General features: G+C 64.8%; 21 protein-coding genes. 17 read left to right on the forward strand and 4 right to left on the reverse strand.

The window, feature by feature from the left end; all coding sequences use genetic code 11:
• Window positions 1-38: 38 nt before the first annotated feature.
• Window positions 39-1,316, forward strand: coding sequence for an L-fuconate dehydratase (locus tag LCM4577_RS03255; RefSeq protein WP_071069581.1), 1,278 nt, complete (start codon window positions 39-41; stop codon window positions 1,314-1,316).
• A 65-nt stretch (window positions 1,317-1,381) separates the two neighbouring features.
• Entirely contained in the window at window positions 1,382-2,041 is a 660-nt protein-coding gene (locus LCM4577_RS03260) for a DUF2161 family putative PD-(D/E)XK-type phosphodiesterase (protein ID WP_071036469.1), read from the forward strand.
• Window positions 2,042-2,069: 28 nt separating this feature from the next.
• Here LCM4577_RS03260 and dgoD read toward each other — a convergent pair whose 3' ends face one another.
• Window positions 2,070-3,218 (reverse strand): galactonate dehydratase, encoded by a 1,149-nt coding sequence (gene dgoD, locus LCM4577_RS03265; RefSeq protein WP_071069583.1) that lies wholly within the window; start codon window positions 3,216-3,218, stop codon window positions 2,070-2,072.
• A 14-nt stretch (window positions 3,219-3,232) separates the two neighbouring features.
• On the reverse strand, window positions 3,233-3,922 hold the full coding sequence (locus tag LCM4577_RS03270) for a FadR/GntR family transcriptional regulator (protein WP_082037350.1): 690 nt from the start codon (window positions 3,920-3,922) through the stop codon (window positions 3,233-3,235).
• A 271-nt stretch (window positions 3,923-4,193) separates the two neighbouring features.
• Here LCM4577_RS03270 and LCM4577_RS03275 point away from each other — a divergent pair, with 271 nt between their 5' ends.
• From LCM4577_RS03275 to LCM4577_RS03305, 7 genes are all read left to right on the forward strand, one after another.
• The gene (locus tag LCM4577_RS03275; RefSeq protein WP_071036466.1) at window positions 4,194-5,186 is read left to right on the forward strand and encodes an arabinose ABC transporter substrate-binding protein; all 993 of its coding nucleotides are present in this window, start codon (window positions 4,194-4,196) and stop codon (window positions 5,184-5,186) included.
• A 70-nt stretch (window positions 5,187-5,256) separates the two neighbouring features.
• Window positions 5,257-6,768 (forward strand): L-arabinose ABC transporter ATP-binding protein AraG, encoded by a 1,512-nt coding sequence (gene araG, locus LCM4577_RS03280; RefSeq protein WP_071036795.1) that lies wholly within the window; start codon window positions 5,257-5,259, stop codon window positions 6,766-6,768.
• Window positions 6,769-6,777: 9 nt separating this feature from the next.
• Window positions 6,778-7,728 carry an L-arabinose ABC transporter permease AraH gene (gene araH / locus LCM4577_RS03285; protein ID WP_071069585.1) on the forward strand — a complete coding sequence of 317 codons (951 nt, stop codon included), beginning with the start codon at window positions 6,778-6,780 and terminating at the stop codon, window positions 7,726-7,728.
• On the forward strand, window positions 7,725-8,489 hold the full coding sequence (locus LCM4577_RS03290; protein WP_116389978.1) for an SDR family oxidoreductase: 765 nt from the start codon (window positions 7,725-7,727) through the stop codon (window positions 8,487-8,489). Before araH ends, LCM4577_RS03290 begins: the two co-directional genes overlap by 4 nt.
• Before the next feature lie 26 nt (window positions 8,490-8,515).
• Window positions 8,516-9,823 (forward strand): ABC transporter substrate-binding protein, encoded by a 1,308-nt coding sequence (locus tag LCM4577_RS03295; RefSeq protein ID WP_041001151.1) that lies wholly within the window; start codon window positions 8,516-8,518, stop codon window positions 9,821-9,823.
• A complete protein-coding gene (locus tag LCM4577_RS03300; RefSeq protein WP_041001153.1) occupies window positions 9,823-10,752 on the forward strand; it encodes a carbohydrate ABC transporter permease in 930 nt (309 codons plus the stop codon). Before LCM4577_RS03295 ends, LCM4577_RS03300 begins: the two co-directional genes overlap by 1 nt.
• Window positions 10,752-11,606: a carbohydrate ABC transporter permease gene (locus tag LCM4577_RS03305; protein WP_052458151.1), complete on the forward strand. Its 855-nt coding sequence runs from the start codon at window positions 10,752-10,754 to the stop codon at window positions 11,604-11,606. The genes LCM4577_RS03300 and LCM4577_RS03305 overlap by 1 nt, the downstream gene beginning before the upstream one ends.
• 58 nt (window positions 11,607-11,664) lie before the next feature.
• On the opposite strand, the gene LCM4577_RS03310 is transcribed toward LCM4577_RS03305, so the two are convergent.
• Complete coding sequence (locus tag LCM4577_RS03310) at window positions 11,665-12,612, reverse strand: GlxA family transcriptional regulator (RefSeq protein WP_071069589.1); 948 nt, start codon at window positions 12,610-12,612, stop codon at window positions 11,665-11,667.
• Window positions 12,613-12,699: 87 nt separating this feature from the next.
• Here LCM4577_RS03310 and LCM4577_RS03315 point away from each other — a divergent pair, with 87 nt between their 5' ends.
• The 7 genes from LCM4577_RS03315 (at window position 12,700) to LCM4577_RS03345 (ending at window position 19,807) form a co-directional block, all read left to right on the forward strand.
• Window positions 12,700-13,407 carry a DJ-1/PfpI family protein gene (locus LCM4577_RS03315; RefSeq protein ID WP_041001156.1) on the forward strand — a complete coding sequence of 236 codons (708 nt, stop codon included), beginning with the start codon at window positions 12,700-12,702 and terminating at the stop codon, window positions 13,405-13,407.
• A gap of 119 nt (window positions 13,408-13,526) precedes the next feature.
• Window positions 13,527-14,258, forward strand: a complete 732-nt coding sequence (locus LCM4577_RS03320; RefSeq protein ID WP_071069591.1) for a FadR/GntR family transcriptional regulator — start codon at window positions 13,527-13,529, stop codon at window positions 14,256-14,258.
• Entirely contained in the window at window positions 14,255-15,475 is a 1,221-nt protein-coding gene (locus tag LCM4577_RS03325; protein WP_041001160.1) for a PLP-dependent transferase, read from the forward strand. The genes LCM4577_RS03320 and LCM4577_RS03325 overlap by 4 nt, the downstream gene beginning before the upstream one ends.
• A 27-nt stretch (window positions 15,476-15,502) precedes the next feature.
• Complete coding sequence (locus LCM4577_RS03330; RefSeq protein ID WP_040988956.1) at window positions 15,503-16,780, forward strand: sugar ABC transporter substrate-binding protein; 1,278 nt, start codon at window positions 15,503-15,505, stop codon at window positions 16,778-16,780.
• Window positions 16,781-16,964: 184 nt separating this feature from the next.
• Window positions 16,965-17,888 carry a carbohydrate ABC transporter permease gene (locus tag LCM4577_RS03335; protein WP_071069593.1) on the forward strand — a complete coding sequence of 308 codons (924 nt, stop codon included), beginning with the start codon at window positions 16,965-16,967 and terminating at the stop codon, window positions 17,886-17,888.
• Window positions 17,888-18,736 carry a carbohydrate ABC transporter permease gene (locus LCM4577_RS03340; protein WP_071036457.1) on the forward strand — a complete coding sequence of 283 codons (849 nt, stop codon included), beginning with the start codon at window positions 17,888-17,890 and terminating at the stop codon, window positions 18,734-18,736. The genes LCM4577_RS03335 and LCM4577_RS03340 overlap by 1 nt, the downstream gene beginning before the upstream one ends.
• Before the next feature lie 3 nt (window positions 18,737-18,739).
• Window positions 18,740-19,807, forward strand: coding sequence for an ABC transporter ATP-binding protein (locus tag LCM4577_RS03345; RefSeq protein ID WP_071069595.1), 1,068 nt, complete (start codon window positions 18,740-18,742; stop codon window positions 19,805-19,807).
• Here LCM4577_RS03345 and LCM4577_RS03350 read toward each other — a convergent pair.
• A complete protein-coding gene (locus tag LCM4577_RS03350) occupies window positions 19,804-21,603 on the reverse strand; it encodes an ABC transporter ATP-binding protein (RefSeq protein WP_071069597.1) in 1,800 nt (599 codons plus the stop codon). The genes LCM4577_RS03345 and LCM4577_RS03350 overlap by 4 nt on opposite strands.
• A gap of 189 nt (window positions 21,604-21,792) precedes the next feature.
• Here LCM4577_RS03350 and LCM4577_RS03355 point away from each other — a divergent pair, with 189 nt between their 5' ends.
• Complete coding sequence (locus LCM4577_RS03355) at window positions 21,793-23,151, forward strand: LLM class flavin-dependent oxidoreductase (protein ID WP_071069599.1); 1,359 nt, start codon at window positions 21,793-21,795, stop codon at window positions 23,149-23,151.
• Window positions 23,152-23,156 lie beyond the last annotated feature (5 nt).

Genomic DNA, 23,156 nt, shown 5'->3' on the forward strand with positions numbered 1-23,156 from the left:
CGGGGGAGGCTGGTGGCAATTCAGTCACGAGGCAGAGAATGACGAAAATCACGGACCTCAGAACCTTCGACCTCCGCTTCCCGACATCGCAAAGCCTCGACGGCTCCGACGCGATGAATCCCGATCCGGACTATTCGGCGGCCTATGTCATCCTCGACACGGATCGCCCGTCGCTGAAAGGCCATGGCCTCACCTTCACCATCGGCCGCGGCAACGAAATCTGCTGCGCGGCGATCGAGGCGCTGCGCCATCTCGTCGTCGGGCTCGATCTCGACTGGGTGAAAGAGGATCCCGGCCGCTTCTGGCACCATGTGACCGGCGACAGCCAGTTGCGCTGGATCGGCCCCGACAAGGGCGCCATGCATCTTGCGGTCGGCGCGGTGGTCAACGCGGTGTGGGACCTGTGGGCCAAGGAAGCCGGCAAGCCGGTCTGGCGCCTGGTCGCTGAGATGAGCCCGGAAGAGATCGTCAGGATCGTCGACTTCCGCTACCTCACGGATGCCATCACGCCGGCCGAGGCGCTGGCGATCCTGAAAAAAGCCGAGGCCGGCAAGGCCGAGCGCATCGCCACGCTCGAGCGCGAAGGCTATGCCTGCTACACCACCTCGGCCGGTTGGCTCGGCTATCCCGACGACAAGCTCAGGCGCCTTTGCCAGGAAGCGGTCGACGATGGCTTCAACCACGTCAAGCTCAAGGTCGGCCGCGACCGCGCCGACGACGTCCGTCGCTTGAGGATCGCTCGCGAGGTCATCGGCCCGGACCGTTACCTGATGATCGACGCCAACCAGGTCTGGGAGGTCGACCAGGCGATCGACTGGCTGAAGGACCTCGCCTTTGCGAAACCCTTCTTCATCGAGGAGCCGACCAGCCCGGACGACGTCGCCGGCCACGCCAGGATCCGCAAGGCTGTCGCGCCGATCAAGGTCGCGACCGGCGAGATGTGCCAGAACCGCATTATGTTCAAGCAGTTCATCGTCGGCGGCGCGATCGACGTGGTGCAGATCGATTCCTGCCGCATGGGCGGTCTCAACGAAGTGCTGGCGGTGCTTCTGATCGCCGCCAAGTTCGGCCTGCCGGTCTGGCCGCATGCCGGCGGCGTCGGCTTGTGCGAATATGTCCAGCACCTGTCGATGATCGACTATGTCGCGGTGTCGGGCAGCAAGGACGGGCGCGTCATCGAATACGTCGACCACCTGCACGAGCACTTCCTCGAACCCTGCGTGATCCGCGACGCCGCCTACATGCCGCCCCAGGCGCCGGGCTTTTCGATCGAGATGAAGGCCCAGTCGATCGAGGATTACCTGCATCGCGCCTGACATCGGTGCCCTGACCGCAATGGTGCCGCTGGGCCGACCGGCCGCGAATCGGCTATGCCTGCCGCATGCAGGAAACCTCCCTCTACGAGCCGGTGAAGCGGTTCCTCGAGAGCATGGATTTTGCCGTCAAGGGCGAGATCGGCGGCTGCGACGTGGTCGGCGTGCGCGCCGGCGAGCCGCCGGTTGTCGTCATCTGCGAGCTGAAGCTGCAATTCAACCTCGAGCTTGTTCTCCAAGCCGTCGACCGCGCGGCGGCCTGCGACGAGGTATGGCTCGCCGCCTATATGTCGGCGCGCGGCAAGGGCCGCGAGCACGACCGCCGTTTTCGCGCGCTCTGCCGCCGTCTCGGCTTCGGCCTGTTGGGCGTCGGCAAGAAGGGCGAGGTGGAGCTGCTGCTCAGTCCGGCCGCCTTGCCGCCGCGCCGCGATCCCAGGCGGCGCTCGCGTCTGGTCGAGGAGCATCACCGCCGCAAGGGCGATCCGTCCATCGGCGGAAGCACGCGCAAGAAGCCGATCATGACCGCCTACCGGCAGGAAGCGCTGGCCTGCGCCGCCGCCATGGCCGACGGCCCCAAGCGGCCGCGCGACCTCAAGGCGCTTTCGCCCCGCGCGGCGAGCATCCTGCAGCATAATTACTATGGCTGGTTCGCCCGTGCCGAGCGCGGCATCTACGCGCTGACCGAAGCCGGCCTCGCAGCGATCGCACCCGCGGCGGCGGCCCTATAAACCATTGCGTGACGAAAAATTCACCGGCTTACCACTCGGCAAACGAACCGTCCTTGTGGCGCCAGACCGGGTTGCGCCAGCGATGTCCTTCCCTGGCGCGCTCCTTCACATGATCCTCGTCGATCTCGACGCCCAAACCGGGTCCGTCGGGTATTGCGACATAGCCGTCCTGGTAGCGGAAGACATCTTTGTTGGCGGCGTAGTCGAGCAGGTCGTTGCCGGCATTGTAGTGGATGCCGAGGCTCTGCTCCTGGATGAAGCAATTGTAGCTCACGGCGTCGAGCTGCAGGCATGCGGCCAGCGCGATGGGCCCGAGCGGACAATGCGGCGCCACAGCGACGTCATAGGCTTCCGCCATCGCCGCGATCTTGCGGCATTCGGTGATGCCGCCGGCATGCGACAGGTCGGGCTGGATGATGTCGACGACCGCTTCCTCGAACACCGGCTTGAAGTCCCAGCGGCTGTAGAGCCGTTCGCCGAGCGCGATCGGCGTCGAGCCGAGCGCGGCGATCTCCTTCAGCGCCTCGCGGTTTTCGCTGAGCACCGGCTCCTCGATGAACATCAGCCGGTAGGGCTCCAGTTCCTTGACCAGGATGCGCGCCATCGGCCGGTGCACGCGGCCGTGGAAATCGACGGCGATGCCGATATTCGGGCCAACGGCCTCGCGCACCATGGCGACCCGCTCGACCGCGGCGTCTATCCTGTCGTGGCTGTCGACGATCTGCAGTTCCTCGGTGCCGTTCATCTTGAGCGCCTGGAAGCCGCGCGCCACCACATCCTTGGCACCGGCGGCCACTTCCGCCGGCCGGTCGCCGCCGATCCAGGAATAGACCTTGATCGTCTCGCGCAGCTTGCCGCCGAGCAATTCATGCACCGGCACGCCGAGCGCCTTGCCCTTGATGTCCCACAGCGCCTGGTCGATACCGGCGATCGCGCTCATCAGGATCGGCCCGCCGCGATAGAAGCCGCCGCGATGCATGACGGTCCAATGGTCCTCGATCAGGCGCGGATCCTTGCCGATCAGATAGTCGGCCAGTTCCTTGACCGCGGCTTCGACGGTCAGCGCCTTGCCTTCGACCACCGGCTCGCCCCAGCCGCTGATGCCGGCGTCGGTCTCCACCTTGAGGAACAGCCAGCGCGGCGGAACGATATAGGTGGTCAGAGCGGTGATCTTCATGCGGTCGGCCGGTCTCAGTTGTTTTTCAGTTTCTTGGCGCTGACGAGGTCGCGTGCGGCGAGATCCAGGATCTTGTCGGCCGCGTTTCGCGCGGCGACAGCGTCGCGCATGCGCAGCGCCTCGACCACCTCGCCATGCGCCGCCGCCGCTTCTCTGCGCCGGACCGGAGAGATCGTCGCGGTGGCTTCCAGCGAAAACAGYAGCGCCGTGTCAATCAGCTTGCCGATCTGGCGGAAAATCGGGTTGTGGCTCGCGCCATAGACGATCTGGTGGAAGACGATGTCGGAGCGCGAGAACTGCGTCAGGTCTTCGCCGGCGCCGGCCATGCCCTGCCAGGCCGCTTCGAGGTCGGCGATTTCCTGCAGTGTCGCGCGCGTCGCCGCGAGTTCCGCGACCAGCGGCTCGATGGCGCGGCGGGTTTCCAGGATCGCGTCGAACAGCTTGTCGTCCAGCGCATGCGGCGCATGCCAGGCCAGCACCTGCGGATCGATGATGTTCCAGTTGTCCTGGTCGCACACGACCGTGCCGACGCGTGGCCGGGACAGCACCAGCCCCTTGGCCGCCAGCACTTTCAGYGCTTCGCGGATGACGGTGCGGCTGACGCCGTATTCGATGCCGAGATCGTTCTCGGTCGGCAGCGACGAGCCGGCCGGATAGCGTCCGGAGAAGATATCGGAGGCGATCGCCTTGGTCACGTCGGGCATGACGCGCGGACGACGCGCCGTCTCGCGCGTTTCCGTGTCTTCGTCAGCCTTCTTCGGTGTCTCGTTCACCTCAGCCCCTCCTCCAAGGCAGCGAACCCTTCGGTTTGCGCGCAATTGGTCCGGCCTTAGCGGATGCGAGTGATTTGCGCCAGCGACTACTTATCGGACTACCTATCTCATTTATCATACCAGATCAATTGACGGGTATGATAAAATTGACTACACACGACCAATCCGGGCTGAGCGCCCGGCCGTTTGCTGGGAGGTAATCATGCGACTTTTGAAAACCGCGCTCGTCGCGGGTGCTCTCGCCGTCTTGTCGGTCACCACGATCGCGTCGGCCTACGCTCAGGACACCAAGATCGGCTTCATCGTCAAACAGCCGGAGGAGCCCTGGTTCCAGGATGAATGGAAGTTCGCCGACCAGGCCGCCAAGGAAAAGGGTTTTACACTCGTCAAGATCGGCGCCGAGGACGGCGAGAAGCTGATGTCGGCGATCGACAATCTGGGCGCTCAAGGAGCGCAGGGCTTCGTCGTCTGCACGCCGGACGTGAAGCTCGGCCCGGGCATCGTCGCCAAGGCCGCCGCCAACAATCTCAAGCTCATGACGGTCGATGACCGTCTCGTCGGCGCCGACGGCAAGCCGCTGGAAGATGTGCCGCATATGGGCATCTCCGCCACCAAGATCGGCGAGGCGGTGGGTCAGGCCATCATCGACGAGATGAAGGCGCGCGGCTGGAAGATGGACGAGGTCGGCGCGATCCGCGTTTCCTACGACCAGCTGCCGACCGCCGTCGACCGCGTCGAGGGCGCGATCTCGGTGCTGAAGGCCGCCGGCTTCAAGGCCGAGAACATCTTCGACGCGCCGCAGGCCAAGACCGACACTGAAGCCGCGCTCAATGCCGCGACCGTGGTGCTCAATGCCCACGCCGGCATCAAGAAGTGGATCGCCTTCGGCCTCAATGACGAGGCGGTGCTCGGCGCCGTGCGGGCGTCCGAAAGCGTCGGCATTCCGGCCGACGGCATGATCGGCGTCGGCATCGGCGGCGCGGAATCGGCGATCAACGAGTTCAAGAAGCCCACCGCCACCGGCTTCGTCGGCACGGTGATCATCTCGCCCAAGCGCCACGGCTACGAAACGGCGCTGAACATGTATGACTGGATCGCCAACAACAAGGAGCCGGCCAAGCTGACGTTGACCGCCGGTGCGCTGGCCAAGCGCGACGACTACCAGAAGGTGCGCAAGGAGCTCGGCATCGAATAGTCCTCCCTGTACAAGCGGCGGCGGCTTGATGCCGCCGCCGCTTGGCACGCTCAAGAAGGATCGAGGCCCCGTGTCCTTTCTCGAATTCTCCAACATCACCAAGACCTATCCGGGCGTCAAAGCCTTGTCGGATGTGTCGTTCGACGTCGAAAAGGGCGCCGTGCACGGGCTGATGGGCGAGAACGGCGCCGGCAAATCGACGCTCATCAAGATCCTGTCCGGCGACCAGCATGCCGATGCCGGCGCAATAAGCATCGACGGCAAGGTCCAGGCCTATGCCTCGACCAGAGACGCCTTCGACAATGGCGTCATCGTCGTCCATCAGGAATTGCAGCTGGTCCCCGAGCTGACCGTCGCCGAGAATCTCAGCCTCGGCCGGTTTCCGGCGAGCGGAGGCGTCATCGCCCGCCGCCGCATGCTCGACGATGTCGGCGCCAAGCTGAAATCGGCCGGCATCGACATCGACATGCGCCGCAAGGTCAAGACGCTGTCGATCGGCGAACGCCAGATGGTGGAGATCGCCAAGGCGGTGATGCTCGACGCCCGCGTCATCGCGCTCGACGAGCCGACCTCGTCGCTATCCTCGCGCGAAAGCGGGATTCTGTTTAAGCTGATCGACCGGCTGCGCGGCGAGGGCAAGGTCATCATCTATGTCTCGCACCGCCTCGACGAGGTCTTCCGGCTCTGCGACAGCCTGACGGTGCTGCGCGACGGCAAGCTCGCCGCGCATCATCAATCGCTCAAAGGCGTGACGCGCGATCAGGTCGTGGCCGAGATGGTCGGCCGCGAGATTTCCGACATCTGGGGCTTTCGTCCGCGCAAGGCGGGAGAGGTTCGCCTCAAGGTCGATGGCTTGAGCGGCGCCAGGTTACGGACGCCGGCGAGCTTCGAAGCCCGCGCCGGCGAGATCGTCGGCTTCTTCGGCCTCATCGGCGCCGGCCGTTCCGAGCTGATGCGGTTGGTCTTCGGCGCCGACTCGCGCTCGGGCGGCACGATCGCGGTCGACGGCAAGACGGTTGCCGCCGCCAGCCCGCATGACGCGATCCGGGCCGGCATCGTGCTCTGCTCGGAAGACCGCAAGCATGACGGCATCATCCAGGGCCGTTCGATCGAGGAGAACATCAACATCTCCTCCAGGCGCCATCACACGCGCTTCGGCGTGTTGAGYCGCGCCAGCGAGATCGCGACGGCCGAAACCTTCATCAAGAAGCTCAAGGTGCGCACGCCCTCGCGCAAGCAGGACATCGTCAACCTGTCCGGCGGCAACCAGCAGAAGGTCATCCTCGGCCGCGGGCTGTCGGAGCAGGACATACGCGTGCTCATCGTCGATGAGCCGACGCGCGGCATCGATGTCGGCGCCAAGTCGGAGATCTACGAGCTGCTCTACCAGCTCGCCGAGGACGGCATGGCGATCATCGTCGTCTCCTCCGAGCTGCCGGAAGTGATGGGTATCTGCGACCGCATCCTGGTGATGTGCGGCGGGCGCATCAGCGCCGAGCTTACGCGCGGCCAGTTCGCCGAAAAAGCGATCCTGGCCGCCGCTTTGCCCGACAAGAAAACCCCCGACGCGATCGCATCCTGAGGATTTGTAATGACCGATCGATTGAAGAAGGTCCTGCTCGGCGAACAAGGCCTCGTCGTCATCTTCATCGTCGCCTTCGCGCTGGTGTCGCTGCTGGTGCCGAACTTTCTCACCGACCGCAACATGCTTGGCCTGCTGCAGTCCGTGGTCACCGTCGGCATCGTCGCCTGCACGATGATGTTCTGCCTCGCGGCGCGCGATTTCGACCTGTCGGTCGGCTCCATCGTCGCCTTTGCCGGCATGGTCGCGGTGATGGCATCCAACTACACCGGCTCGATCCTGCTTGGCCTCATCGCTGCCATCGCCTGCGGCGCCGTCGTCGGCTGGGTCAACGGCGTCGTCATCGCCAAGTTCCGCATCAACGCCCTGATCACCACCTTGGCCACCATGCAGATCGTGCGCGGCTTCGCGCTGATCTCGTCCGACGGCCGCGCCGTCGGCATCAACAGCCCGGATTTCTACCAGCTGGCTCTGTCGAAGCTGCTCGGCATCCCGACGCCGATCTGGGTGCTGGCGGTGCTCTTCGCCGTTTTCGGCTTCGTGCTCAACAGCACCGTCTTCGGCAAGAACACGCTGGCCATCGGCGGCAATCCGGAAGCCTCGCGCCTCGCCGGCGTCAATGTCGACCGGACGCGCATCTGGATCTTCACGCTGCAGGGCGTGGTCTGCGGCATCGCCGGCATCCTGCTTGCCTCGCGCATCACCTCCGGCCAACCCAACGCCGCGGTGGGCTTGGAGCTGTCGGTGATCTCGGCCTGCGTCCTCGGCGGCGTCTCGCTGGCCGGCGGCAGGGCCACGATGTCGGGCGTCATCGTCGGCGTGCTGATCATGGGCATCGCCGAGAACGCCATGAACCTGCTCAACATCCCGGCCTTCTACCAATACATCGTGCGCGGCGTGATCCTGCTTCTGGCGGTCCTGCTCGACAATCTGCGCTCCTCGGCATTGGGGCGGCGCTGATGGCACGGCTCGAGGGAAAACGCATCTTCCTCACCGGCGCGGCGCAAGGCATCGGCTACGCCATCGCCGAGGCCTGCCTGCGCGAGAAGGCCGAGCTGTTCCTGGTCGACCGCGACGCGGAGCTGCTCGCCGAAAGCGCCGGACGTTTGGGCAAGGTCGCGCATGCCGCGGCCGATATCGCCGACGCCAAGGCAATCGAGGCCGCGATGCAGGCAGCGGCAAAGGCCATCGGCCCGATCAACGCCGTCATCAACAATGCCGGCGTCAATGTCTTCTCGACGCCGCTCGAGGCCACCGAGGACGACTGGACGCGCAATCTCGACGTCAATGTGAAAGGCGCCTGGCACTGCGCCAAGGCGGCGCTGCCGGGAATGATCGGACAGGGCGGCGGCGTGATCCTCAACATCGCTTCCACGCACGCCTTCACCATTATCCCGCACACTTTCCCCTATCCCGTCGCCAAGCATGCTCTGCTCGGCCTGACCAAATCGCTGGCGATCGAATATGCCGGCAACAATGTGCGCGTGAACGCGCTGGCGCCGGGCTATGTCGCTACCSAGAAGGTCATCGATTACTGGAACAGTTTTGAAGATCCCGAGGCCGCGCGCTCCAAGACGCTGGCGTTGCRTCCGGGCGGGCGGATCGCCACGCCGGAAGAGATCGCCATGGCGGCGGTCTTTCTCGTCTCCGACGAATGCCCCTTCATCAACGCCGCCTGCCTCGTCGCGGATGGCGGCCTGAGCGTGCTTCACCACCCCTGACACACAAGCCATAATGGGAGGAAACCATGGCGACTGATGTTATCGAGAAGTTCCTGCTGACGCGTCGCCAGGCGCTCGCGCTCGGCGCAAGCGCAGCACTAGCCGGTGCGCTGCCGCGCGACGCCTTCGCAGCGGACGAAAAGGTCACGCTCTGGCATGGCTGGACCGGCGCCGACAACACCACCGCGCTCAACGGCGTCATCGACACCTTCAACAAGGGCGGCAAGGGCGTCACCGTCGAGCCGACCGGCTACGATTGGGATACGCTTTTCTCCAAATGGGTGGTCTCCTCGGCGGGCGGCCGCGCGCCGGACCTGGTGCTCTTCCACATCACCGAGCTGCCGGAATTCGCCACGCGCAAGGTCATCCGCCCGATCGACGACGTCGTCGCCTCATCCGGCCTCGACCTGTCGCAGGTTCCGGACGCCGGCCGCACAGGCGTGACCTTCGACGGCAAGGTCTATGCCGCGCCGCTCGATGTGCATCCGCTCGGCTTCTACTACAATGTCGATATGGTGCAGGAGGCGGGGCTCGATCCGGCCAAGCCGCCGAAGACCGGCGAGGAATTCCTCGAATGGGCAAAGAAACTGACCGTCAAGGACGGCAGCGGCAAGATCACCCGCTATGGCTTCGAATTGCCAAACACCTGGGCGACGGCGCGCTGGATCTGGTTCAGCCTGATGTACCAGAATGGCGGCACCTTCCTTGACGACAAGGGTCTGGCCGCGGTCGATAGCGAGGCCTCGCAGAAGGCGTTGCAATATCTCGTCGACCTGATCAACGTGCATGGCGTGACCAACCCCGAGGTCGGCGGCAACAAGGGCGAGGACGCCTTCGCCTCGAAGCAGGTCGCCATGAAGTTCATCGGCCCCTGGGAGGTCAATCTGCGCATGGCGCAGAAGATGAATTTCATGACCGCGCAGCTGCCTGTTTTCGGCGCCAAGCCTGCGGTATGGGCGAACTCGCACTGCATGGCCGTGTCGAAGCAGAAAAGCGACGACAAGCTCGCCGCCGACGGCACCTTCATGAAGTGGTTCTTCGACAACTTTGCCGCCCCGGCCACCACTGTCGGCATCATCCCGCAGAGCAAGGCGGTGCGTGAAAGCGCGGCCTTCACCGGCACCGAGCAGTACAAATACTTCAAGTCCTTCGTCGACGACCTGCCCAACATCGTCTACGAGCCGCTGATCCCGCAATACCTGTCGGTCTTCTCCTTCGACAAGCCGACGCCGCTGGTCACCAATCTGCAGGCAGCTCTCAGCGGCTCGAAGTCGGTGCCCGACGCCTTGAAGGCGATGAAGGAAGGTCTCGACGCGCAGCTGAAGAAGGGCTGATGGCATCGCTGGCGTCACAACCGGCGGGCCGCTCCAGGGCCCGCCGCGCAGCGGCGCAGGAAGGAGGGGCGGTGCGCAGCGGCATGACGCTTGCCGCCTATCTGTTCCTGTCGCCCTATCTGGCGTTGTTCATCGCCTTCATGCTGTTGCCGACGCTCGCCGCCATCGGCATCAGCTTCATGCGCTGGGACATCCTCGGCACGCCGGAATTCATCGGGCTGGACAATTACCGGCAGATCTTCGCCGATCCGCTGTTCCTGACCGCGATCAGCAACACCTTCTATTTCGTCTTCCTGACGGCGATCCCGATGGTCGTGCTCGGCCTGGCTCTGGCCATGCTGCTCGACCAGAAGCTCAAGGGCACCGCCTTCGTGAGGACGGTGGTGTTCCTGCCCTATGTCGTCATGGTCTCGACGGTCGGCATCCTCTGGGGCTGGCTGTTCGACAAGGGCACCGGCCTCGTCAATTACTATCTCACCACCATCGGCATCGAGCCGATCGCCTGGCTCAAGGACCCGCACTGGTCGATGCCGGCGCTGGCCATCACCACCATCTGGTGGACCGTCAACACCAACATGATCATCTTCCTGGCGGCGCTGCAGGACATTTCCGAGGAATTGCATGATGCCGCCACGCTCGACGGCGCCGGCCCGTGGCAGCGCTTCGTCTACATCACCTTGCCCTTGCTGCGGCCGGCCATGGCGCTGGTCACCGCGCTCACCATCATCAATGGCTGGCGCGTCTTCGGCCAGGCCTATGTGATGACGCAGGGCGGGCCGGAGGCGAGCACCTTCGTCATCGTGCAATATATCTACCTCACCGCGTTTCAGAATTTCGAAATGGGCCCGGCCGCCGCCGCGGGCGTGGTGCTGCTCCTGATCACGCTCGTCTTCTCGCTGGCCCAGATGAAGCTGATGAAGGCGATCTGATGCAGGACCAGCGCTCCAACCGTGCCGGAAAATCGCTTGGCGGGCGCACGCTCGCCTATGTGCTGATGATCGTCGTGACGGCGCTCTGGGGCGCGCCGATCCTGTGGATGCTGGTCACTTCGATCAAGCCCGAGAGCGAGATCTATGCCTATCCGCCGGCATGGATTCCAGACGCGCCGACGCTGGAAGCCTATGGCGCGCTGTTCCAGCGCTTCCCCATGCTGACCTGGTTCCGCAACTCGGCCGTCGTCGGCATCCTGACCACCGTGCTGACCCTGGCCGTCGATGCCTTGGCCGCCTATCCGCTGGCCCGCATGCAATTCCCCGGCCGCCGCGTCATCATGGGCGTGATCTTCGCGACCTTCCTTTTGCCCTATGAACTCCTCTTCGTGCCGCTGTTCCTGGGCCTCAACAGCTACGGCCTTGTCGACAGCGTCTTCAGCCTCACCGTGCCGGCTTCCGCCAATGCCTTCGGCGTCTTCCTGCTGACCCAGTTCTTCCAGGCCGTGCCGCGGGAGCTGGAGGATGCCGCCATCATGGATGGCTGCGGCCGTTTCGGCTTTTTCTGGCGCATCCTGTTGCCGCTGACCAAGCCGGGACTTGCCACCGTCGCGATCTTCACCTTCGTCGCCAGCTGGAACAATTTCTTCTGGCCGCTGATCGCCACCAATTCCGACGAGACCCGCACGCTACCGGTCGGGCTGGCCACGCTGGTCGGCGGCGCCGGCATGTCGATGAAGCAGAGCGTGCTGATGGCTTCGGCCGTCGTGGCGACGCTGCCGACGGCGATCTTCTTCCTCGCCTTGCAGCGGCACTTCGTGCGCGGCATCGCCGCGACCGGCATCAAGGGCTGACGATGGCCGATATCGGGATCGATCCGTTGCGGATCGCTTCGGCGCACGCGGCAATCGATCAGAAGCGCTCGCGATAGTCGCGCGGGTTGGTGCCCAGCACACGTAGAAAGCCGCGCCGCATCGTTTCTTCCGAGCCGAAGCCGCAGCGCCGCGCTGTCTGGCTGACGGTCTGCCCCCGCTCCAGCATCCGCCGCGCCGCCTCGATCCGGATCTCCTCGACGGCGCGGGCGGGTGTGCGCCCCGTCGCCTCCTGATAATGCCGCGAGAAACTGCGCCGGCTCATATTCGCGCGGTCGGCCAGTTGCTCCAGCGACAGGTCTCCGCTCAGATTGTCCAGGATCCAGCCATGCAGCCGGTCGAAGCGCCCGTCGCCTTGCTGCAGCTTGAGGGTCTCGCTGAACTGCGCCTGGCCGCCGGGACGTTTCAGGAAGACGACCAGCTCGCGCGCCACCGCCAGCGCCGTGCGCCGGCCGAGGTCGGCCTCGACGAAGGACAGCGCCAGGTCGATGCCCGCCGTCACGCCGGCGGAGGTCCAGACATTGCCGTCGCGAAGGAAGATCGGGTCGGGGTCGAGCCGAACCGCGGGAAAGCGCTTGGCGAACTCCGCGCAGCGTCCCCAATGGGTCACCGCGCGGCGGCCGTCGAGCAGACCGGCCTCGGCCAGCAGCATGGCGCCGCTGCAGACGGAGGCGGTCCGCGTCGCATCGCGCGAACGGCCGATGATCCAATCCACCAGTTCAGCCTCCTCGCATGCCGCGTTGACGCCCCAGCCGCCGGGCACGATCACCGTGTCGATCTCGGTCCCGTGTGCCGGCAGCGCCGCTGCCTCCAGCACCAGGCCGGACGATGTCCTGATCCGCGGCGAAGCGGCGACGACGGCGACCTCATAGGCGGGCGCTCCGCCGGCCTGCATCTTGAAGTCGTTGGCGCTGGCGAAAACCTGCAGCGGTCCGCTGACATCGAGGAGCTGGATGTCGGGATAGGCGAGGATTTCGATGCGGCRCATGGCTTTGGCCTGAAACGAGGGATCAATGGCAATCGCGCCAAAGCATGATGCCTTACATTGCCAGAAGTCAACTCGCGGAGATTCCCCATGTCCCTTCGTTTCGGCATTCTCGTCTTCCCCAACGTCCAGCAGCTCGACCTCACCGGGCCTTATGAGGTCATGGCGACGGTCAAAAGCGCCGAGGTGGAACTGATCTGGAAGAATCGCAATCCGGTGACGTCCTCGACGCGGCTGTCGCTTACGCCGACGGCGACCTTCGACGATTGCCCGCCGCTCGACGTGCTGTGCATTCCAGGCGGTGGCGGCGTCAACGCGCTGCTGGAGGACAAGGCGGTTCTCGATTTCGTCTGGGAGCGCGCGGTTGAGGCGCGCTACATCACCTCGGTGTGCAGCGGCGCCCTGGTGCTTGGCGCGGCCGGATTGCTCAAGGGCAAGCGGGCGACCACGCACTGGTATGCGCATGATTTCCTGGAAGAATTCGGTGCGATCCCGGTCGATGCGCGCATCGTCGAGGACGGCAAGCTGATCACCGCCGGCGGCGTCACCTCGGGGATCGATTTCGGCCTGGCGCTGGTCGCAAGGCTGCTCGGTCAAGCGGAAGCCGAAATCGTGCAGCTCTCGCTCGAATATGCCCCGGCGCCGCCCTTCCGCTCCGGCACGCCCGCCGGGGCTTCGCCGGCCGTCCTGGCGGAGGCAAAGGATCGGCTTTCGGGTTCGCGGCGGGTTCGCGAGGAAATGTTCGCGCGCTGGCGCGAAGAGCGGGCGTCGGCCAAGCCGGCACGCATCGGCGCCTGAACGACAGGCCGGATGGCGGGTCCCTCCGCCGTTCGGTCGTTACCATTTCGACTGTTGACTCATCTTTCCGCCTGTGCAGAAATTGGTTGGACCATTGAACCACTTCGGGCTCAACCTGCGTGACCGATTTCCTGCCCCCCATCCAGACCACGGCCCGCGACGACGCGGTGCTGAAGGCCTTGGCGGGCTTCGTGCGGCAGGAAGCTCTGGGCCCGGGCGAGAAGCTGCCGACCGAGCGCATCCTGGCCGAACGCCTCAAGGTCRGCCGCAACACGGTGCGCGAGGCGCTGACGCGCTGGGAAGGCCTCGGCCTTGTCGAGCGGCGGCAGGGCTCGGGCACCTATCTCAAGGCCGCTGTCTCGCCCGACATGCTGCACATGCCGCTGACATTGGCGGGCGGCAACGATTTCGCCGGCCTGATGCGCACGCTGGAGATCCGCCGCGCGCTGGAGGCCGAGGCGGCGGCCCTTTGCGCCATCCGCGCCGGCAAGGCCGAGATCGCCGAGATCGAGCGCAAGCTCGACATCATGGAAGATGCCTTCCGCACCCGCGCCGGCATGTCCTCGGAGGAGGACTGGGAATTCCACCAGGCCGTCTACCGCGCCTCGGGCAATCCGCTCTTCGAGCAGATCATCAGCGCCATGCACGAGCTGTTCCACCGCTTCTGGGAGCATCCGCTCGGCGTGCGCGATTTCGGCCATGCCAGCTTCCCCTATCACCGCACCATCTTCGACCGCATCGCCGCGCATGATCCGGACGGCGCCCGCGCCGAGGCGCTGAAGCTCATCGCCACCGTCGAGGACGATCTGAAGCGCGGCGCCGCCAACCTCAAACTTTCGGACCGCAGATGAACGAGCAGCCCAACACTTTCGATCCGGCCTCCCTGGCCAGCGACTATCTCGGCGAGGCGGCGACGCTTCTGGCGCATGACGATCCGTTCCCCGGCGGCGCGGTGGTGCCGCCGATCTACCAGACCTCGCTGTTCACCTTCGCCAGTTACGCCGACATGGCCGATACCTTTGCCGGCCGGAGAAAGCAGCCGATCTACTCGCGTGGCGACAATCCGACGGTGATGGAGTTCGAGGCGCGGGTCGCTGCGCTTGAGGGCGCGGAAGCCGCGCGCGGCTTTTCCAGCGGCATGGCCGCGATCAGCAGCACCGTACTTGCCTTTGTCGGCGCCGGCGAGCGCATGGTCGCCGTGCGCAACTGCTATGGCGACGCCTACCGCCTGTTCGAGCGCCTGTTCCCGCGGTTGCACATCAAGGTCGACTATGTCGACGGCGCCGATCCCGACGCGGTTGCCGCCGCTCTTCCCGGCGCCAAGCTGCTCTATCTCGAAAGCCCGACCTCGATGATGTTCGAGCTGCAGGACCTGGAGCATCTGACGCGGCTGGCAAAGGAGCAGGGCATCGTCACCACGATCGACAATTCCTGGGCCACCCCCGTCTTCCAGAAGCCGATCTCGCATGGCGTCGACCTGGTGCTGCATTCGGCCTCGAAATATCTGAGCGGCCACAGCGACACCGTCGCCGGCGTGGTTGCGGGTTCGGCCGCCCACATCAAGCACATCAACGAGCAGACCTATTCCCAGCTTGGCGGCAAGCTGTCGCCCTTCGAAGGCTGGCTCCTGCTGCGCGGCCTGCGCACGCTGCCGCTGCGGCTGCCGCACCACATGAAGAGCGGGCTTGTCCTCGCCGAGCGGTTGAAGGCGCATGGCAAGGTCGAGCGCGTCAACCACCCAGCCTATTCCAACCATCCCGGCAAGAGGACATTAGCCGGCTATGCCGGGCTGTTCTCCTTCGAGGTCACCGAGGATGTCGATATCCCGGCCTTCGTCGATGCGCTGAAATATTTTCGCATCGGCGTCAGCTGGGGTGGCCATGAAAGCCTGGTCGTGCCGGCAAAGGCCTCGCTCGAGCAGACGCCGGGCATCAATTCGATGGCGCGCTTCGGCGTCAGCCCCCGAACCATCCGCTTCAATGTCGGATTGGAAAATGTCGAAGACCTCTGGGCCGATATCGCCCAAGCCTTCGACAAAAGTAAAGCCTTCGACAAGTCAAAAAAATAACGAGTGTTCAAAATGGGAGTCCTGAACATGAAAAGACTGACCTTCATGCTTGCCGCCGTCGCCGGCCTGGCGATTTCCGCCAGCGGCGCGCTGGCCGACACCACCATCAAGCTGGTCGAGGTCATCACCAGCCCGCCGCGCACCGAATTCCTGAAGAAGCAGATCGCCGAATTCGAGAGCGCCAATCCGGGCATCAAGGTGGAGGTGGTCTCGCTGCCCTGGGGCCAGGCCTTCGAAAAGTTCCTGACCATGGTGCAGGCCGGCGACACGCCCGATGTGGTCGAGATGCCGGAGCGCTGGATGGGCCTCTACGCCAACAACGGCCAGCTCGAGGATCTTGGTCCGTTCATGGCCAAGTGGCCTGACGCAAAGACGCTCGGCGACCGCGCCAAGCAGTTCGGCTCGACCGTCAACAACACGCAGTTCATGATCCCCTACGGCTATTATGTGAACGCGCTGTTCTGGAACAAGAAGCTGTTCAAGGAAGCCGGCCTCGACCGGCCGCCGGAAAACCTCGACGAGTTCGTCTCCTTCTCCAAGAAGATCTCGGCCATCCCCGGCAAATACGGCTACTGCCTGCGCGGCGGCCCCGGCGCCTTCAACGGCATGCACATGTTCATGAACATCGCCGACGGCAAGGGCGGCTATTTCACCGACGACGGTGTCTCGACCATAAATGACGCGGGCTCGATCAAGGGCCTGCAGATGCTGGCCGACATGTACAAGGACGGCCTGGCGCCGAAGGACGCCGTGAGCTGGGGCTTCAACGAAACGGTCACCGGCTTCTATTCCGGCACCTGCGCCATGCTCAACCAGGATCCGGACGCGCTGCTCGGCATCGCCGACAAGATGAGCGCCGACGACTTCGCGGTCGCGCCGCTTCCGGTGGGCCCGAGCGGCAAGTCCTATCCGACGCTGGGCTATGCCGGCTGGGCGATGTTCGCCAATTCCCAGCACAAGGACGAAGCCTGGAAGCTGATGGCCACCCTTCTGTCGCCCAAGGACAATCTGGAATGGGCCAAGGAAGTCGGCGTCATCCCGATCCACAACGGCGCCGACCAGGACGCGCATTTCAAGACCGAGCAGTTCAAGGGCTGGTTCACCGAGCTCAGCGACAGCTCGAAATATGAAATGGTGACGCCGCCGACCCATCTGGAGAACCTCGGCAACTTCGTCGACCAGGTGGCCATCAAGAACTTCCAGGAAGTGCTGCTCGGCCAGAAGCCGGCCAAGGACGTGGCCGACGAATGGGCCAAGTTCCTGACCAAGGAACAGCAGGACTGGCTGGCCAAGAACAAGAAGTAAGCGCAGGCCTCTTCCTTCTCCCCGTTTACGGGGAGAAGGTGGTCCGAAGGACCGGATGAGGGGCAGCGCCAGACCTTCGTAAGTTCGCGCCGCCCCTCATCTGCCTGCCGGCATCTTCTCCCCGTAAACGGGGAGAAGGGCGCTGTCGCCAATGTCGGTCCCCATTCCCCAACGCGAGCACCGTATGACCTACGCAGTGTCCGAAATCCGATCCGCCRCCCGGCCGCGCAAGCGGCGGCTGAGCAAGGCCGCGATCGAGCCTTGGCTCTATCTTTCGCCGGCTATCGTCCTGCTGGTCCTGGTGCTTCTGGTGCCGCTCATCATCGGCATCAGCTACTCCTTCCGCAAATTCTCGGCCTTCAAGTCGCAATATGTCGGCCTCGCCCAGTACCAGGCGATGCTCTCCGACCAGGTGCTCGGCCAGGCGCTGATCAACACGCTGTGGTGGACGGTCGCCAGCCTGTTCTTCCAGTTCTTCCTCGGCCTCGGTCTGGCGCTGCTCCTCGACAAGCCCTTCTACGGCCGCAAGGTCGTGCAGGCGGTGGTGTTCCTGCCTTGGGCAGTGCCGTCCTTTCTCTCGGGCCTTACCTGGGCCTGGCTGTTCAACCCGATCATCGGGCCGTTGCCGCACTGGCTCTTCGCGCTGGGCTTGAAAGCCGAGCCGACCAATGTGCTCTCCGATCCCGCCACCGCCATGTGGGGACCGATCGTCGCCAACATCTGGTTCGGCATCCCGTTCTTCGCCATCACGCTGCTCGCCGCGCTGAAGTCGATCCCGTCCGAACTGCATGAGGYGGCGGCCATCGACGGCGCCTCGCCCTGGCAGCGCTTCACCAAGGTGACGCTACCTTTCCTGGCGCCGACCATCGTCATCACCGTCATGCTGCGCACCATCTGGATCGCCACTTTCGCCGACCTGATCTTCGTCATGACGGAGGGCGGGCCTGCCGGCTCGACCAGCACGGTGCCGGTCTACATCTATGTCAGCGCCTTCAAGTCGCTCGACAAAGGCTACGCTTCGGCCGTTGCGGTGCTGCTTCTGGTGTTGCTCATTGCCTATGCCATCGGCCTGATCGCCATCCGCCGCACGCTGGTGAGGCACGTCTGATGATCGCCGGTCGCTCCACCTCCTCGCGCATTTTCGGCGGCATCGGACTCTACGCGGCAATCGCAGCTTACGTGATCTTCGCGCTGTTCCCGATCTTCTGGACGCTGAAGATATCGGTGACGCCCGAACGCCTGCTCTATTCCGAAGGCATCACCTTCTGGCCGTCTGAAACCACGCTCAAGAACTTCGCCACTGTGCTCGAAGCCTCCGACTTCCCGCGCTACTTCCTCAACAGCGTCATCGTCTCGGTGTCGACGGCAGCGTTCGTCACCGTCATCGCCACGCTCGCCGGCTATGCCATGTCGCGCTTCACCTTCCGCGGCAAGGCGACGCTGGCGATCCTGTTGCTGCTGACCCAGACCTTTCCGCTGGTCATGGTCATCCCGCCGATCTACCGCATCATGGGCGATCTCGGCCTGACCAACAGCCTGATCGGCCTGATCATCATCTACACCGCCTTCAACACCGCCTTCGCCACCTTCCTGATGCAGTCCTTCTTCGACGGCATCCCGAAGGACCTGGAGGAAGCGGCGATGATCGACGGATGCACGCGCGCTGAGGCGATGCGCCGCGTGATCGTACCGCTCACCCTTCCGGGCATGGGCGCGACGCTCGGCTTCGTCTTCACCGCCGCCTGGAGCGAATTGCTGTTCGCGCTGATGCTGATCTCCAGCGACGAGCAGAAGACCTTCGCCGTCGGCCTGCTCACCTTCATCGGCAAGTTCGCCGTCGACTGGGGGCAGATGATGGCGGCTTCCATCCTGGCGCTGATCCCGGTCTGCGTCTTCTTCGCCTTCCTGCAACGCTATCTCGTCACCGGCCTCACCGCCGGCGCGGTCAAAGGATAAAAGATGGCTTCCGTCACGCTGCAAAACGTCGAGAAGGATTATGGCGCGCTGCGCATCCTGCACGGCGTCGATCTCGAGATCGCCGATGGCGAGTTCGTCGTGCTGGTCGGCCCGTCCGGCTGCGGCAAGTCCACGCTCTTGCGCATGATCGCCGGCCTCGAAGAGGTCACCGGCGGTGAGATCCATATCGGCGAGCGCCTGGTCAACGACGTCGCGCCGAAGGACCGCGACATCGCCATGGTGTTCCAGTCCTACGCGCTCTACCCGCATATGGATGTCTCCTCCAACATGGGCTTCAGCCTGATGCTGAAGAAGGCGGAGAAGACGACGATCGACGACCGCGTCGGCGCCGCCGCCAAGCGCCTCGGCCTCGACTCCTATCTCGGCCGCTTGCCGAGGCAGCTTTCCGGCGGCCAGCGCCAGCGCGTCGCCATGGGCCGCGCCATCGTGCGCGACCCGAAAGTCTTCCTGTTCGACGAGCCGCTCTCCAACCTGGACGCCAAATTGCGCGTCCATATGCGCGCCGAGATCAAGGCGCTGCACCAGCAGCTCAGGACCACGTCCGTCTATGTCACGCACGACCAGGTCGAGGCCATGACCATGGCAGACCGCATCGTCGTCATGCATGACGGCTATGTCCAGCAGGTTGGCCGTCCGCTCGAACTTTACGACCGGCCAGCCAACACCTTCGTCGCCGGCTTCATCGGCTCGCCCGGCATGAATTTCTTGCCGGCTAAGGTCGCCAAGGGCGGCAAGGTCGATGCCGTGCTGGCGGACGGCCAGAAGCTCAGATTGCCGGACGGCCTGCCGCTGAAGGACGGCGATGCGCTCACCGTAGGATTGCGGCCCGAGCATATCCGGCTGGTGGACGACGGCGCGCTGAAGGCCGAGGTCGAGGTCGTCGAGCCGCTCGGCCTGTCGACGCAGTTCTATGTCAGGCTGGCCAATCAGCAGATCTGCGTCTTCGTCATGGGCCGCAGCGACGTGAGGCCGGGCGACACGATCCGTCTCGCCGCCGATCCGGCGGCGCTGCATCTCTTCGATCCGAAAAGTGGAAATCGGATCGGCTAGCTGGCCAGCAGTGCATCCGTTCGCCAGCAGGCGATCAGATGGCCGTCGCCCACATCGGCGGCAGCCGGCTCCGCTTCCCGGCAACCGGCCAAGGCAAGAGGACAACGATCGGCGAACGCGCACCCGCCATGCGCTGTCTCTGCGGCCGCTTGGACCGAAACTGCCGGCGCCTCGTCCGAAGACGCCGCCAAAAGCAGCTTCGTATAAGGGTGGTTGGGTCCGCGAAAAACCTGTTCCGATGAGCCGGTCTCGATCAGCCGGCCGCGATAAAGCACGCCTATCCGGTCGGCCATGTAGCGCACGACCCTGAGGTCGTGGCTGATGAACAGATAGGTCGTGTCCTGGTCGCGCTGGAGGTCGTTGAGCAGGTTGAGCACCGTCGCCTGCACCGACACGTCGAGCGCCGAGGTCGGTTCGTCCAGCACCACCACTTTCGGCGCGCCGGCGAAGGCGCGCGCGATCGCCGCCCTCTGCCGCTGGCCGCCGGAGAGCGAGCGCGGCTTCTGTTCCACGGTCGTGTCGGTCAGCCTGACGGAACGTAGCAGCTCGGCGACGCGGTTCTTCGCATCTCTGCGGCCAAGGCCAGCAAGCCGCCGCAGTGACCGGCTGATGATCCGCCCGATCCGATGGCGCGGATTGAGCGTGCGGTCGGGCGACTGGAAAACCATCTGCAAGTCGCGCCGTTCGCGCCGCGCCCGTCTCTCGGCGCGCGGCGCGACGGTCTTGCCGAACAGCTCGACCGATCCTTGGCTGGGTGTCTGCAGGCCGGTGACGATCCTTGCCAGCGTCGACTTGCCCGAGCCGGATTCACCGATCAGGCCGAAGGTCTCGCCTTGTCCGATGCGGAACTCGACATTGTGCAGCACCGGCTGCGAACCGAATGAATGACTGACGCTCTTGCAGGCAATAGCGGTCCGGCGTTCCGGATCCGGGCCGGTTTGGCGAGCGGCCGGCTGGATGTGGCTTGCCGCGCCGATCTCTGCCAGCCGGCCGTCGCGCTTGGTGAAATTGAGCGCCGGGATCGAGGCGATCAGCGCCTTGGTATAGGCATGGGCGGGATTCTCGAAAACCTTCTCGGCGCCGCCGCTCTCGACCACGGCGCCCGACTGCATCACCGCAACGCGGTCGCAGGAGCGGCGGATCAGGTTGATGTCATGGCTGATCAAAAGGATGCTGGTCTTGTGGTCGCGGCGCAGATCGTCGAGGATCGCGATCACTTCCGACTGCACGCTGGCGTCGAGCGCTGTCGTCGGTTCGTCCAATACCAGCAGCGCCGGGTCGAGCGCGATGGCAATCGCGATGTTGGCGCGCTGCTGCATGCCGCCGGAAAGCTCATGCGGGTAGAGGTCGAGCACCCGCTCGGGATTGGCGACCCGCACACGCCGGAGCAACTCAGCCGAGCGCCAACGCGCCTCCTCATGGCGGACCGGACGATGGCGCATGATCGTCTCGCCGATCTGTCGGCCGATCGTCATGGCCGGGCTGAGCGCGGCCCCTGGATGCTGGTAGACCGCCGCGATACGATCGCCTCTCAGGCCGCGCAGCTCCTCGCCGGAGAGGCCGCGTATTTCCCGACCCTGGAACTCCAGCGCCGAGGCCGCCAGCCGGGCATTGCCCGGCAGATAGCGCAATATGGCCAAAGCCACGGAGCTCTTGCCCGAACCTGACTCGCCGACCAACCCCAACGCTTCGCCCTGGCCTATGGAGAGCGAGACACCATTGACGGCGGATTGCCATCCTCTTTTCCCGCCATAGGCGATGGAAAGTTTCTCCACGTTCAGCACTGAAGGGGACATCAAGACCTCGAAATCGCTTTCTGCCGGTACCCTAATCAAGGGCAATCGCTTCCGCTCATTTAGTACATTATCTCTATAAAATTACTCGAATTAACGACAAGCGCAATCTAGCCTTTCACCTGATCGAGAGATTTCAACGGCGCTGCCGATGCAACGCCGGCTCTCTCGCGAAGCTGCAAGGAGGCCGGCATGGCGCGAAATCAACTGATCCTGAGCGCGTTCTTCTTCAACCCCCAGGGCGATCACCGCATGTCGTGGCGGCACCCGCGCGCGCCCGGCCGGGAAGTGCTTGGCTTCGACTACTATCGAGAGCTCGTCCAGGCCGCCGAGCGCGCCGGGATCGACACGATCTTCGTCGCCGACCACGTATCGATCTGGGATTCTGTGAAGAGCGGCGTCGCGCATTACGCCAATGCCCGCCTCGAGCCGCTGACGCTGCTTTCCGCGCTGGCCGGCGTGACCAAGCATATCGGTCTCATCACAACCGCGTCGAGCTCCTACAGCGAGCCCTACAATGTGGCCCGCCTGTTCGCCTCGCTCGACCATATCAGCGGGGGCAGGGCGTCGTGGAACGTCGTCACCTCGGCCATGGACGAGGAGGCGCGCAATTTCGGCCGCGACGGCAATATCGAGCATGCCTTCCGCTACCAGCGCGCGGCCGAATTCCTCGATATCGTCAAGGGGCTGTGGGACAGCTGGGAGGATGAAGCTCTGCTGTTCGACAAGGAAACCGGCTATTTCGCCGATCCGGACAAGGTCCATGTGCTCGACCATCGCGGCGCGCATTTCAAGGTGCGCGGGCCGCTCAACGTCTCGCGCCCGCCACAGGGCCATCCGCTGATCGTCCAGGCCGGCTCGTCCGAGGACGGCAAGAATTTTGCGGCTGCCCACGCCGATGCCCATTTCGCCATCTACAGCACCAGGGAAGACGGAATCCGGTACCGCGAGAACATCAACGAGCGGCTCGCCCGTCACGGTCGGCGGCCGGAAAGCTTCAAGATCCTGCCGGGCATCCTGYCGATCGTCGCGGCGTCCGAGGCCGAGGCGCGCGACAGGCAGGAGTACCTGCAGACGCTGCTCCCCGATCGCGTCGGCATCGATCTCCTGTCGAGCTGGAGCGGCATCGATCTTTCGGCCTATCCGCCGGACGGCCCGCTGCCGCAGCTTCCGGACGAAAGCACCTTCAATGGCGGGCGCACCTCGCTCAATCGCGTCAGGCAGTGGGCGACGCAGAACCTGACCCTGCGCGAGATCGCCCGCAAACTCGCCAACAGCGGCTCGGTGCCGACCGTCGCCGGCACGCCGAAACAGATCGCCGACCAGCTCCAGGACTGGTTCGAGGCGGGCGCCGCCGACGGCTTCAACCTGATGTTCCCGCTGCTGCCGGAGGACTGGATCAATTTCGCCGAGCAGGTCGTGCCCGAACTACAGCGCCGCGGCGTCTTCCCGACCGAATACGCGCCCGGAACGCTGCGCGACCGCTTCGGCCTCGCCCGCCCCGCCAACCGCTTCGCCGAGCAGCGCGCCAACCAGCGCGCCGTGTCCTGAGGGAG

It is taken from the genome of Mesorhizobium sp. LCM 4577 (assembly GCF_001854795.2).
Classification (GTDB): domain Bacteria; phylum Pseudomonadota; class Alphaproteobacteria; order Rhizobiales; family Rhizobiaceae; genus Mesorhizobium; species Mesorhizobium plurifarium.

What these genes read in the sequence shown, in the direction of transcription:
- LCM4577_RS03255 (WP_071069581.1), top strand. Translation starts at nt 39, where the DNA reads ATGACGAAAATCACGGACCTCAGAACCTTCGACCTCCGCTTCCCGACA.
- LCM4577_RS03315 (WP_041001156.1), top strand. Translation starts at nt 12,700, where the DNA reads ATGTCCCTTCGTTTCGGCATTCTCGTCTTCCCCAACGTCCAGCAGCTC.
- LCM4577_RS03300 (WP_041001153.1), top strand. Translation starts at nt 9,823, where the DNA reads ATGGCATCGCTGGCGTCACAACCGGCGGGCCGCTCCAGGGCCCGCCGC.
- LCM4577_RS03340 (WP_071036457.1), top strand. Translation starts at nt 17,888, where the DNA reads ATGATCGCCGGTCGCTCCACCTCCTCGCGCATTTTCGGCGGCATCGGA.
- LCM4577_RS03305 (WP_052458151.1), top strand. Translation starts at nt 10,752, where the DNA reads ATGCAGGACCAGCGCTCCAACCGTGCCGGAAAATCGCTTGGCGGGCGC.
- LCM4577_RS03350 (WP_071069597.1), bottom strand. Translation starts at nt 21,603, where the DNA reads ATGTCCCCTTCAGTGCTGAACGTGGAGAAACTTTCCATCGCCTATGGC.
- LCM4577_RS03295 (WP_041001151.1), top strand. Translation starts at nt 8,516, where the DNA reads ATGGCGACTGATGTTATCGAGAAGTTCCTGCTGACGCGTCGCCAGGCG.
- LCM4577_RS03325 (WP_041001160.1), top strand. Translation starts at nt 14,255, where the DNA reads ATGAACGAGCAGCCCAACACTTTCGATCCGGCCTCCCTGGCCAGCGAC.
- LCM4577_RS03330 (WP_040988956.1), top strand. Translation starts at nt 15,503, where the DNA reads ATGAAAAGACTGACCTTCATGCTTGCCGCCGTCGCCGGCCTGGCGATT.
- dgoD (WP_071069583.1), bottom strand. Translation starts at nt 3,218, where the DNA reads ATGAAGATCACCGCTCTGACCACCTATATCGTTCCGCCGCGCTGGCTG.
- LCM4577_RS03260 (WP_071036469.1), top strand. Translation starts at nt 1,382, where the DNA reads ATGCAGGAAACCTCCCTCTACGAGCCGGTGAAGCGGTTCCTCGAGAGC.
- LCM4577_RS03275 (WP_071036466.1), top strand. Translation starts at nt 4,194, where the DNA reads ATGCGACTTTTGAAAACCGCGCTCGTCGCGGGTGCTCTCGCCGTCTTG.
- LCM4577_RS03345 (WP_071069595.1), top strand. Translation starts at nt 18,740, where the DNA reads ATGGCTTCCGTCACGCTGCAAAACGTCGAGAAGGATTATGGCGCGCTG.
- araH (WP_071069585.1), top strand. Translation starts at nt 6,778, where the DNA reads ATGACCGATCGATTGAAGAAGGTCCTGCTCGGCGAACAAGGCCTCGTC.